11 protein-coding genes and 1 tRNA gene are annotated in these 12,192 nt (G+C 56.4%); 8 read left to right on the top strand and 4 right to left on the bottom strand.

The genetic code is table 11. The annotated features are described in order from the left end of the window. Positions 1–2 precede the first annotated feature (2 nt). Positions 3–1,235, top strand: a complete 1,233-nt coding sequence (locus B8783_RS05895; protein WP_084419072.1) for an SAM-dependent methyltransferase — start codon at positions 3–5, stop codon at positions 1,233–1,235. 62 nt (positions 1,236–1,297) lie between these two features. On the opposite strand, the gene B8783_RS05890 is transcribed toward B8783_RS05895, so the two are convergent. Together B8783_RS05890 and B8783_RS05885 are read right to left on the bottom strand one after the other, a co-directional pair. After that, positions 1,298–2,005 (bottom strand): DUF6134 family protein, encoded by a 708-nt coding sequence (locus tag B8783_RS05890; protein ID WP_084419070.1) that lies wholly within the window; start codon positions 2,003–2,005, stop codon positions 1,298–1,300. Then, positions 2,002–2,529 carry a cupin domain-containing protein gene (locus tag B8783_RS05885; RefSeq protein WP_169711709.1) on the bottom strand — a complete coding sequence of 176 codons (528 nt, stop codon included), beginning with the start codon at positions 2,527–2,529 and terminating at the stop codon, positions 2,002–2,004. The genes B8783_RS05890 and B8783_RS05885 overlap by 4 nt, the downstream gene beginning before the upstream one ends. Positions 2,530–2,656: 127 nt before the next feature. Here B8783_RS05885 and B8783_RS05880 point away from each other — a divergent pair, with 127 nt between their 5' ends. From B8783_RS05880 to B8783_RS05855, 7 genes are all read left to right on the top strand, one after another. Continuing rightward, positions 2,657–3,658: a cysteine synthase A gene (locus B8783_RS05880; protein ID WP_084419066.1), complete on the top strand. Its 1,002-nt coding sequence runs from the start codon at positions 2,657–2,659 to the stop codon at positions 3,656–3,658. Between the two features lie 2 nt (positions 3,659–3,660). Next, positions 3,661–4,512, top strand: a complete 852-nt coding sequence (locus B8783_RS05875; RefSeq protein ID WP_084419064.1) for a sulfurtransferase — start codon at positions 3,661–3,663, stop codon at positions 4,510–4,512. Further along, on the top strand, positions 4,509–5,669 hold the full coding sequence (gene metC, locus B8783_RS05870; protein WP_084419062.1) for a cystathionine beta-lyase: 1,161 nt from the start codon (positions 4,509–4,511) through the stop codon (positions 5,667–5,669). Before B8783_RS05875 ends, metC begins: the two co-directional genes overlap by 4 nt. 144 nt (positions 5,670–5,813) lie before the next feature. Then, positions 5,814–5,948 (top strand): hypothetical protein, encoded by a 135-nt coding sequence (locus tag B8783_RS18710; RefSeq protein WP_267889648.1) that lies wholly within the window; start codon positions 5,814–5,816, stop codon positions 5,946–5,948. A 101-nt stretch (positions 5,949–6,049) separates the two neighbouring features. Next, positions 6,050–7,237, top strand: coding sequence for a type III PLP-dependent enzyme (locus tag B8783_RS05865; RefSeq protein WP_084421924.1), 1,188 nt, complete (start codon positions 6,050–6,052; stop codon positions 7,235–7,237). Positions 7,238–7,360: 123 nt separating this feature from the next. After that, positions 7,361–8,392: a 1,9-bis(guanidino)-5-aza-nonane synthase gene (locus B8783_RS05860; protein WP_084419060.1), complete on the top strand. Its 1,032-nt coding sequence runs from the start codon at positions 7,361–7,363 to the stop codon at positions 8,390–8,392. Between the two features lie 100 nt (positions 8,393–8,492). Next, complete coding sequence (locus tag B8783_RS05855) at positions 8,493–9,305, top strand: crotonase/enoyl-CoA hydratase family protein (RefSeq protein ID WP_084419058.1); 813 nt, start codon at positions 8,493–8,495, stop codon at positions 9,303–9,305. 131 nt (positions 9,306–9,436) lie between these two features. On the opposite strand, the gene B8783_RS05850 is transcribed toward B8783_RS05855, so the two are convergent. Then, a tRNA-Asp gene (locus B8783_RS05850) sits at positions 9,437–9,513 on the bottom strand. Between the two features lie 194 nt (positions 9,514–9,707). Beyond that, positions 9,708–12,152: a putative bifunctional diguanylate cyclase/phosphodiesterase gene (locus B8783_RS05845; RefSeq protein ID WP_084419056.1), complete on the bottom strand. Its 2,445-nt coding sequence runs from the start codon at positions 12,150–12,152 to the stop codon at positions 9,708–9,710. Between the last annotated feature and the right edge of the window lie 40 nt (positions 12,153–12,192).

Here is a 12,192-nt window from a genome sequence, read left to right as displayed (position 1 = left end):
CAATGACGAACCAAGAAAACACGATCCGGGCGAGCGTCTCTTCTTTGCGCCAACTTTCCGGCGTGCCCGCCAATTTTCGGCTGGCAGGATTGCTCATTCTACGCACCGAAAACGGGTCCATCCGGTTCAATTTGCCGGATGGACGGTCAGTCCTGTTCGACAATGGAAATCCAGGGCCGACGGCCGTCGTGGATGTGATTCGATTTGGATTTTCCCAGCGCGCCCTGGCCAATGGCGACATCGGCTTTGCCGAAAGCTATATGGATGGAGATTGGACGACACCGGATCTGACCGAAGTCCTCGAATTCTTTTCCGAAAACTTCGAATCGGCCGGCAAGCTCGCGGTCGGCGGCGTGATCATGAGGCTGATAAACAAATTGCGGCACTTGTTTAATCGCAACAGCCGCTCTGGCGCGCGCCGCAATATCATGGCGCACTATGATCTCGGAAACGACTTCTATTCGTCCTGGCTGGACGAGACGATGACCTACTCGTCAGCCCTTTTCGACAAGCCGAATATGTCGCTGCAACAAGCGCAGACGGCCAAGTATGCGCGCATAGCAGACGAGATCGGCGCCGGTCCTGACAGCAGCCTCCTGGAGATCGGGTGTGGGTGGGGTGGATTTGCCGAGTACGCAGCAAAGGTGCGCGGCTCCAGGGTTACCTGTCTGACGATTTCCGAGGCCCAGCGTGACTACGCGATGGAGCGTATGCAGCGTGAAGGCCTGTCGGAGCGCGTGGACATCAGGCTTCAGGACTATCGAGACCATGAAGGCCAGTATGATGGTGTTGCTTCAATCGAGATGTTCGAGGCGGTCGGCGAAAGCTATTGGCCCAGCTATTTCGCCAAGGTTCGTGAAACGCTGAAAGACTCTTCGCGGGCCGCGCTCCAGATCATCACAATCGACAACGAGCTCTTCAAGACCTACCGCAAACGGGCCGACTTCATTCAGCGGTACATCTTTCCCGGCGGGATGCTGCCAAGTGAAGACGCGCTGAAGGCCCAGTTCCAGGCGGCGGGTCTTCGCTATGATGGCGTCCACTACTTTGGGCAGGACTATGCGCACACGCTGAAGCTCTGGGCGCAGCGGTTCGAGGACGCCTGGGACCGTATCCAGACGTTCGGATTTGATGAACGGTTCAGGCGTCTCTGGCGGTTTTATCTGAGCTACTGTGAGGCGGGCTTCAGCAATGGCCGTATCAATGTTGGCCAGTTCCAGCTCGCGAAGAGCTAAACTAAAAGGCCGATCAGGTTTTTGGTCCTGATCGGCCTTACTTTTGGCTGCTGCGGACTGGTCTAGTAGAGTGCGTTCAGAACGTAGTCGATCTTTTGACCGCGCGCTTCAAAACTAAGTTTCACCCATCTCGACTGCTCATCATACCAGAGGTCAACCGTCAGGTCTGAGACGAGACGATAATGCGTGGCTGGCACTTCTTCGCCCGCAACCGTGACCGTGTCTTCACCGATCGTTGTCACATCGACATCAAGAATTTCACCGTCTTGTGTTGAGATGATCTTCGAGCTGAAGGCTTCCTGAATATTCCAGTGGCTCGAAGGAATTATGCCCACTGGCACTGCGCCTTCGAAGCCAGTGCCTGCGACAGCGAGTTTACCCTCTTCCAGACTGGCTGAAACAGCTTCGTCATCACCGTCATCATTTGTTTGGCCTTCGAGTCCGACGAGCACACCATCTTCCCACGTTTCGGTGGTGTTCAGTTCATAGCGATACAAGGTGATCGGCCCGAAGCCAGCTTTCAGCTCGACCTCAGACGTGGCCGTGAAAGATCCATCGCTATCAACGTCGAACGACACGGTGTGAGTGCCGAACGGCTTTCCCTTTCGCAAGACCTTGAAGCTGATGACATCGCCGTCTTCAGGCTGCCAGGCTTGTGGCGCGTTTGTATCCACAGTTTCGGACGGCGCGTTTTCATTCGCGGTTGCAGAGAGCGGCACTGCGGCCAGCAAAAGCGAACCGAGAGCGAATTGAATGCATGTTCTCGTCAAGTGAGTCTCCAGAATGGAATGTCTGACTGAGCAACGAAGCAGGTACAGGCCCCGTTCCTCGCGGCTTCGGGTCTGTGGCGCACCGAAGGTGTTGCGAGCACGAGTTCGCCCGCCTCGTAGTGACCGCGACCGTCTTTCAGGCAACCTTCAAGCACAACCATCGCCTCGAGGGCGCTGTGGCCATGTTCGAAGACGCGGTCGCCTGGCGAGAGGCGCATCAGTTTGCCGCCTGCCTCGCTGACTTTGGAATACTTTATACCCGACAAGCCGCGCCGCCATTTCACGTCGTCATAGTCTGTATCGAGAATTGTGAGGGCTTCCTCGAGGAAGTCTTGTGTTGGATCCTGTTTAACGGACTTCGTATCCGTATGGAGCGCGCGTTTAACGCTCTGCCAGACCTGCCTCGCTTCTTTGCCCTCGCGAGACATCAGCGTGTGGATGGTGGCTGCGACATGCATGCCCTTGCCAAGATTGCCTGCGACATGATCCAGCATGAACGACTGATAGGTGCAGGCATCTGTCATTAAAAACTTCCATCTCACGGCATCGGTTACATGTTCTACGCGAGTGGCGCCCATCTGGATCATTCGCGACCTGTTGTCAGTGATTGGACGGGCAGCTACACCGTTAGGCCCCATTGGAGTGTATTAGATGATATTGAATTCGGTTCTGGATGCGATCGGGAACACGCCGCTCATCAAGCTTCAGAAGGTTTCCGAAGAAACCGGCTGCACGATCCTTGGCAAAGCGGAGTTTCTGAACCCCGGACAGTCGGTAAAAGATCGCGCCGCCCTGGGCATTGTACGCGACGCCGAAGCGTCTGGTGAGCTTAAGCCGGGTGGGACGATTGTTGAGGGCACCGCGGGCAATACCGGTATTGGCCTCGCGCTGGTCGGCAGCGCTTTGGGCTATCGGGTCGTCATCGTGATGCCGCGCACGCAAAGCCAGGAAAAGAAACTGGCCGTTAAGTTGCTCGGCGCCGAACTCATCGAAGTCGATGCCGTGCCTTACTCCAATCCAAATCACTATGCCCGCTACTCTGGCCGCCTCGCTGAGGAATTGGCCAAAACCGAACCGAACGGAGCGATCTGGGCTAACCAGTTCGATAATATCGCCAACCTCAACGCCCATTACGAGACGACGGGACAGGAAATCTGGACCCAGACGGACGGCAAGGTTGACGGCTTTATCTGTGCGGTCGGCTCGGGCGGCACGCTTGCTGGTGTCGCGAAGGCGCTCAAAGAAAAGAATGAGGCCATCAAGATCGGTATTGCCGACCCGGGCGGCGCGGCGCTCTATGAGTACTTCAAGACCGGAGAGCTGAGAGCCGAAGGCACGTCGATCACTGAGGGGATCGGTCAGGGACGCATCACCAAGAACATTGAAGACCTGAAGGTCGATTATGCCTATCGATGTGAGGACACCGAGGCGCTTCACATCCTTTATGATCTCATTCTCAATGAAGGCCTTTGTCTTGGTGGCTCAGCCGGTATCAACATTGCCGGTGCTGTGCGCCTGGCGAAGGATATGGGACCCGGCCACACGATCGTGACGGTGCTCTGCGATTATGGAAATCGCTATCAATCAAAACTCTTCAATCCGGAATTTCTACGCAGCAAGGATCTGCCTGTTCCGCCATGGATGGACAAATAATAATGACCGACAGATCTCCGCTCGTTTCGGCCCAGTGGCTTAAAGATAATTTGCAGGCCCCGGACCTGCGCGTGATTGATGCCAGCTATTTCCCGGCGTGGACTGCGGCGTCGGGTGCTGGGAAGCAGGCCTATGATAGAGGCCATATTCCAGGAGCCGTCTATTTCGACATTGATGAGATTGCTGACAGCAATTCTGAGCTGCCGCACATGTTGCCGGATGCGGTGAAATTCTCATCGCGGGTCAGAAAGCTCGGCGTCGGTGATGGCAATCGGATCGTTGTTTATGATGCGAATGATTTTTTCGCCTCAGCGCGCGTATGGTGGATGTTCCGGGCGATGGGTCATGAAGATGTCTATGTGCTGGACGGTGGCCTCAGAGCCTGGCAAGCCATCGAAGGTGAGCTGGAAGACCTGCCGCCCGTCATCACGGGTGGACGACATTTTACGCCCCGCGTGCGAGCCGATCTGCTGAAGTCCATGGATCAGGTTCGAGCCGCGTCGAAGCAGAAGAATGCTGCGATACTGGATGCCCGGCCGGCGGGCCGCTTCAGTGGCTCTGAAAAAGAGCCGCGTCCTGAGCTGAAATCAGGTCATATACCAGGCAGCGCGAATGTACCCGCAAGCAAGCTGGTCGGCGCTGATGGTAAACTGGCCCCGAAGGACGAACTGAAAGCCTTGCTGGACGATTATACTTCAACTGCTGCTATTGCGACGTGCGGCTCAGGCGTTTCGGCGGCCGTTATTGCGCTCGCTCTGGCAGAGCTCGGAAATTGGGACGCAGCGATCTATGACGGATCCTGGTCTGAATGGGCCGCGTCAGCGGAAAATGAAATCGCAGTGGAAAACGCATGAAGCTACCAACGCGGCTGATACATAATCGGTCGGGCAATCCGGCGCGCCGCACTGTGAATCCGCCGGTGGAGCGCGCCTCAACCGTCCTTCTTCCTGACCGGGAGCAGTTGTACAACGCCAAGCCCGGCTATGGCCGGATGGGCCTGTCGGTCCATCGTGAGCTCGAAGCGGCTATGTGCGAGCTCGAAGGCGCATCGGATGCGCGGCTCACGCCTTCTGGCCTCAGTGCCTGCGCAGTTGCGATTGCGTCATGCGTGTCTGCTGGCGACTCGGTGCTGCTGTCTGATTCTGTTTATGGGCCGACGCGCCGTTTTTGTGAGAAACGTCTGAAGACAATGGGCGTGGAGGCACAGCGCTTTGATCCGAGGAATGCCGACGGACTTGTCGACCTCATTCGTCCGGATACTCGCGCAATCATTCTTGAGGCGCCGGGGTCTCTGACGTTCGAGATCTCAGACACGCCAAGACTTACGAGCATCGCGCGCGAGCGCGGCATTGCAACCATCATGGACAATACCTGGTCTGCAGGCGTTTTTTGCCAGCCTTTGGCCCTCGGCGTCGATATTTCTGTGCAGGCACTGACAAAATATGTGGTGGGTCATGCAGACGCATTTGGCGGCGCCGTGATGACGAGCGATGCACGGTATGCGGGTGCGATCGATGATCTGCTTGAGGACTGGGGCATATCGCTGGGCGCTGATGATGCGTACGCAGCCCTTCGCGGCACCCGCACGCTATCTACACGTCTCCACCATCATCAGGCATCTGCGCTGAAGCTGGCGTCCTGGCTTCAGGAGCAGCCACTGGTCAGCGATGTCATCCACCCTGCCCTGCCATCACATCCTGACCATGAATTCTGGAAGCGGGACTTTACGGGCAGCTCGGGCCTCTTTTCCTTCGTTCTGCAAGCAGCGTCGAATCATGAGGTCGACGCCTTCCTGTCAGCGCTTGAAGTCTTTGAACTTGGCTTTTCGTGGGGCGGCTTTGAGAGCCTGATTATCCCTTGTGACGAGCAATTGACGCGTCTGCCGGGTGACTGGACTGGCGACCGAAATGGATGGTTGATGCGCGTCCATGCTGGCCTAGAAGACACGCGTGATCTGATGGAAGATCTTGATCGCGGTTTCGCTGCGTTAGCTAACGTAAAAAATACTTGATTCCGGTTCCGGTTTCTCATATCTCCACCGCCGACAAGCAAGCGAGCTACGACGGGTCCGAAAGGTCGTCAGTACGGGTGAGCCCAACTGTCTTCACTTTCATAACTGGCTAAGGCGCCAGTCGTGCTGGACGAGGATACTTGGATGACCCGCAATGAGTTCGCATCAGCGATCAACTATAAACGTATGGACGTTGCTTACGACAACGGCCTCTACAACTATTACGATAGAAAATTCGGAGATTATGCGGCTGCGGTCGCTGAACTTATAAGGCCGTAGCGGGTTCGCCCGCCGAACTCTGCCGCGCATTAGGCGTTGTTGCTTGTATGCAGTCTGTAAGTTCACTGGCGTTTGCCAGGTACAAACCGAATTTTTCAATCATGTTCAAAAACGATTTCGCGTCTCTGGCGCGTCCCGCAATTCTTCCCGATGCCTCCAACCGTCAAGGCCTCCCGGCCTTTGCGAGCGTTGGTGATGTGCTCAACGCCTATGAGGGCGATGACGCAATCTTTGTGCTTTACCCGAAGAAGATCGCGGCGGCCGCCCGGACGTTTCTCAACGGTTTTCCTGGCACTGTCCTTTATGCGGTGAAGGCGAACCCGCATCCCGCCGTTATCAAGACTCTCTGGACGAGCGGCATCCGCAATTTCGATGTCGCCTCGACACGTGAAGTTGATCTCGTTCGCTCGATTGCGCCGCATGCGAAACTCTTCCTCATGCACCCGGTCAAGTCGCGAGCCACGATCCGTCAGGCCTATGAGGCGGGCGTGCGTGATTTCTCGTTCGATAGCGCAGAAGAGCTTCAGAAGATGCTCGAGGAAACCGGCTACGCACCTGATCTGACATTCCACCTTCGTCTGGCGCTGCCAAAGGGCAATGCAGCGATGCCACTGTCTGGCAAGTTCGGCGCGGACCGGGCAACAGCGATCGAGTTGCTGAAAGCTGCGCGTCCGCACGTTGCCCAGCTGGGCGTCACCTTCCATGTCGGCTCTCAATGCCTGGACGTAGAAGACTATGGCCGTGCCCTGTCGTGGGTACGCTCGATCGTTGACGACGCCGACGTCGAAATCGATTCGGTCGATTGCGGTGGTGGCTTTCCCGTTGCGTATCCGGGCATGAGTCACAAGCCTATGGGCAATTACTTTGCCGCGATCCGGACGGCCCTTCGAGAGAACGGCTTCGACGGTCTGCAGATCCTCGGCGAACCCGGCCGGGCGCTCTGCGCTCAAGGTGGGTCTACGCTGACGCGTGTGGAGCTTCGCAAGGGCGCTGACCTCTACATCAATGATGGCAGCTATGGGTCTCTGTTTGATGCGGCTCAGTGCGCCTGGAAGTTTCCAGTCAAGCTTCACCGGGCGACCCCACGGATCGCTGAGGCCAATGAGCCGTTTCGTTTCTTTGGTCCGACGTGTGACAGCCTGGATGTCATGGAGGGGCCGTTTGAGCTGCCTGGTGACATTGCTGAAGGCGACTGGATCGAGGTTTGCCATCTCGGTGCCTATGGCCAGGCGCTCTCCTCGCGCTTCAACGGCTTCTACAGTGAAACCACTGTCGCTGTGATGGCGTAAGTCTCATTTTCTACAATCTAATCGTAGCGAGCGACCGCTCTCTTGTGGCGGCGCTTCGCTTTGGCTGGACCCTTATGGGCCCTGCCGTTACAAAGCCATTCAATTCAACTGGAGTTCCTCCCTATGGCCGATAACACCAACCGCAAGGCGGAATTGCTGAGCAAAGTCGTCGAGCACATCGACATTACATCTTTCGACGCCCGTCCAATTGTCGAATCGATGGGTAAGATGTCCTTCACATCGCGCGACCTTGCGCGCGCTACGGACATTTTCAACATGGCGGTCGAGGATGAAGACTGCTCAATCATCCTTACGCTGGCCGGCTCAACGTCCGCCGGCGGCTGCATGCACGTCTATCGCGACCTCGTGAAGTACGGTCTCGTCGATTGTATCGTGGCAACCGGCGCGTCCATCGTCGACATGGATTTCTTTGAAGCGCTTGGGTACAAGCACTATCAGGCGCCTGAGTCCGTTGACGACAACATTCTGCGCGATCTCTATATCGACCGTATCTACGATACGTTCATCGATGAAGAAGAGCTGCAGTCCTGCGACCATACCATTCTGGAAATTGCCAACAGCCTGGAGCCACGCCCCTATTCTTCCCGTGAATTCATCTGGGAGATGGGCAAATGGCTCAAGACCAATGCCGTCAAAAAGAACTCACTGATCGAGACCTGCTACGACCACAACGTTCCGATCTTCGTGCCGGCCTTCTCTGACTGCTCTGCCGGTTTTGGTCTGGTGAAGCACCAGGTTGAAAATCCGGGCAACTACATGTCGATCGATAGCGTTGCGGACTTCCGTGAGCTGACTGATGTGAAGATCGCCGCTGGAAGCACCGGCCTTCTGATGGTCGGCGGCGGCGTGCCGAAGAACTTCGTTCAGGACACGGTTGTCTGTGCTGAAATCCTCGGCAAGGAGTGCGAGATGCACAAATATGCCGTGCAGATCACGGTTGCCGACACGCGCGACGGTGCCTGCTCGTCTTCGACGCTGAAAGAAGCCGCAAGCTGGGGCAAGGTTCAGACGGTCTATGAGCAGATGGTTTTCGCCGAAGCCGGTTCGGTTATTCCTCTGCTGGCCTCTGCGTCCTGGCACAAGGGCGAGTGGAAGAAGCGTAAACCCCGCGAGTTCGCGAAACTGTTTCTCTAGCGACGAGCTCAATAGACATTACCTGACGCCGGGACATTACTTGTCCCGGCGTTTTTCGTTGGTCAAAGTGCTTCTGAGAAAAGCTTATAGAGGACACGAAATGGCCGAGCGGATTACAGTTACGAAATCGGGCGGCGTTGCCGACGTCAAACTCTCGCGCGCAGACAAGATGAATGCGCTGGATGATGCGATGTTTTCCGCCTTGCTGGAGACAGCAGAAGAGCTGGCCAAGGACGAGAGCGTTCGCTGTGTTGTCATGTCGGGCGATGGCCGCGCCTTCTGCGCTGGGCTCGATATGGGCAATTTCGGCAAGATGGCTGAAGGGACTGGCGGTACACCAGCCGGTAAGCAGAAGCTGGAGCCTCGTACACACGGCATCACCAATCGCGCCCAGCAGGCTGTGTGGGGATGGCGCGAGTTGCCCGTGCCGGTCATCGCTGCAGTGCATGGTGTCGCGCTCGGGGGCGGCTTCCAGGTGATGCTCGGGTCAGATATCCGGATCGTTCATCCGGAGACGAAACTGTCAATTATGGAGATCAAGTGGGGACTGGTGCCGGATATGGCCGGGACGCCGATCATGCGCTCTCTCTGCCGCGACGACCGCCTTCGCGAGCTAACCTATACCGGCCGTATCTTTTCGGGCGTTGAGGCAGCCGATTATGGCTTTGCGACGGAGGTCTCTGAGAGCCCGTATGACCGCGCGATGGAGATGGCTAATCTGATTGCCGGCAAGAACCCGGATGCCATCAGAGCCGACAAGCAGATCTTCAACAGTCTTGCCGATATGACGGAAGCTGAAGCCCTGCTCCAGGAATCGATTTTGCAGGACAAGCTTATCGGCAGCAAGAATCAGATTGAAGCCATCATGGCTGAGCTTGGTAAGCGCCCGGCAAACTTCACCGACGGTCGCTAAGCGCGAATAGCGCTTCGGCGCTGTCGCAGCCCAACAACAATCGAGATACAGGAAGCCTGCCCCAAAATATGGGGTGGGCTAGCTCGATAAATTTGGGAATAATTGTCGTCCATAAATGGACTGGAGCGATCTGGCGCGAGTGACGGGGCTCGAACCCGCGACCTCCGGCGTGACAGGCCGGCACTCTAACCAACTGAGCTACACCCGCACAGATCGTCCACCGCATTTGACGGTGAGGCGCCTGATTAGACAAGCAGACTGCCCCGGTCAAGCGCGAACTGACATCACAATGCAGCGACTTGCAGCTAATTCAGAAAATGCTGAGGGCGGCGCGGCTTGTCATGTCCTGAAAGACAAACTGAGTGCACGTAATGGCGCGAAATCTACTGTTTCGAAAGCCCGCTACATCGCGGAGCGTTTGGCAAAACCCGCTTCTGATATCGAGACAATCTCAGCAGTCTTGCTGCCTTGCTCATGCCGCTTCTCAAGTCGCGCGTCAGCCTCTTCCTCAGACAGGATCGGAAACAGGTGACCCAGTCTATCCAGCGGTTGTGGCCGGCTGATCAGATAGCCCTGGAGCTCATCACAGCCGATTTCAGTCAGAAACTGTTTCTGGGTTTCCGTTTCAACGCCTTCGGCCGTGCAGCGCATGTTCAGGGCTTTTGCAATCTGCAGAGTGGCCTTGGTAATCGCGCGGCTTTCATTGTTGTGGTCTGCGTCTTCAACGAAGCTCTTATCAATCTTGAGCTTGTCGAATGGGAAGCGGCGCAGATAGCTGAGAGACGAGAAGCCCGTGCCGAAATCATCAAGTGAGATCCGAAGCCCGATATCCTTGAGCTGTTTCAGCCGCTCAAGGGTAAATTCGGTATCACTCATCAAGACCGACTCGGTGATTTCCAGCTCAAGGCGTGATGGATCGATCTGATTCGCAGCGATTGCGTTGATGATCGTCGTGACCAGGCTTGAACTATGGATCTGCAGGGGCGAGATGTTGACTGCAATGTGCATGCTCTCAGGCATGCGCCGCGCAGCCTTCAGAGCCTCCCGCAACGCCCAGTCTCCCAGACGCGTGATGATGCCACTGTCCTCGGCGTGCTGGATGAAGTGATCAGGTCCGATGAGCCCCCGTGTGGGGTGCTGCCAGCGGATCAGGGTCTCACAGCCGATGATTTCGCCCGTCTTGGCGCAAAGCTGTGGCTGGAAAAACAGACGCAGCTCATTATTTTCAAGCGCAGTGTTCAGATCGAGTTCGATGACTTGCCGAGCCTTGGCCCGGTCGGCCAAGTCCTGGGTGAATATGCACCAGGTGCGCTTACCGGCATCCTTGGCCTGATACAGCGCAAGATCAGCATGTTTCAGCAGGGTCTGAATTTCCATATTGTGCTGCTCGATGATGCGAACACCGATGCTCGCGCCGCAATGCACAATCGACCCCCAGATTTCATAGGGCCGGTTTAGTGTTTCACTGAGGCGCTCGACTTGCTCCAGAACCAGTTCGTGGCTGTCCAGCTCAAGCAGGATGGCGAATTCATCGCCCCCCAATCTCGCAATAACGTCTTGATCCGGGACTGTAGTCCGTAAACGGTTGGCCACCTGACAAAGCAGCTCGTCGCCTGCTGGGTGCCCAAGCGTGTCGTTGACCCATTTGAAGTTATCGAGGTCCAGCCAGAACAAGGCCCGGCAGGCGCCTTCCGGTATCTGTCGCAGGGTCGCTTTTTCAAGCGCCTCATGCAGGAAGGCTCGATTTGGCAAAGAGGTGAGCGGGTCGAAGTGCGCCATGAACGCAATACGGTCTTCAATGGCTTTCGACTGAGTGACATCCGAGGCAACGCCGCGAAAGCCCTGAAACTGACCATTTACGTCAAAAATCGGCTTGCCAGTCAGAGACCACCAGGTCTCACCCTCGCCGTCGCTCTCAATTTCTAGCGAGAGATCGCGGAAGCTCTGACGTCGGTTGAGGGCGCGCGATAGAGTGGCGCTGGCCTCACTGCTCTTGAACAGCCCGGAAAGCTTTACGCCCTGCTCCATGAGCTCGAAGTGCTTTTGTTCTCCAAGCGTTGGAAGTGGTATTTCGATGAGTGTGCCGTCGGCATCTGTCTGCCAGAGCCAATCAGACGTGCTCTCTTCAAAATCGCGCAGAAGTAGTCCGATCAGTTGCGCCTGCTGCTTTACCGCTGACCCACTGAGAAGTTGCTCCACGAACTGGGTGTACGACCAACGCGATGATGTCCAAAGTACGACGGCATAGACCAGAGCGAGAACGGATAGGAAATCGTTGCGCGGGTCCTGGCCCAGTTGCAGGCCGACGATGTAGCCCACGACGGTGGGTATGAGGAACCCCATGGCCGCTTCAGGTATCCGCCCAATGAGCAGCACGCCGGCGAACATGACGCCGGCCACGATCGAGCTGACGGCAAGCTGGTTCGTATGGTCGGTAAATGGAAGAATCAGCAGAGGCAGGATGCCCCAAAGCAGCCCGATGACGGACGCAAATCTGGCGCTACTTTCCAGCTTGGATGCGAAATGCTCCGTCGAGGAATGCTCGCTGAAGCCATTCGCGCTCTGCGAGCGGTTCCGCATATAGGCCACGAGCATGACCGTGGTGGCAAACACCATGCTGAAGCACCAAACACTCAATAGCCTGTTTGCCGGCGTGTCCCAGAAGGACATCACGACAACGGCGGCATTCACGAGATTTGCCAGGCCAATAACAGGGATCAAGTCGCTGACCGTGCTGAGCTGACGCTCCTGCACAACGGCCAGTTGCTCATCAGGAATGTTGATCTTCTTGATGAGGCTCGACGAAAACAGAGAACTTTTTTTCTTTGGCTGCGCGATATCAGACATCCGCTATCCTGCTTTCGAAACTCAGAGTGGAGCACACCTA

It is taken from the genome of Henriciella litoralis, from assembly GCF_002088935.1.
GTDB classification, from domain to species: Bacteria; Pseudomonadota; Alphaproteobacteria; order Caulobacterales; family Hyphomonadaceae; genus Henriciella; species Henriciella litoralis.
Note: the sequence above shows the minus strand (reverse complement) of the source record. Positions and strands in the feature narration are given on the sequence as shown.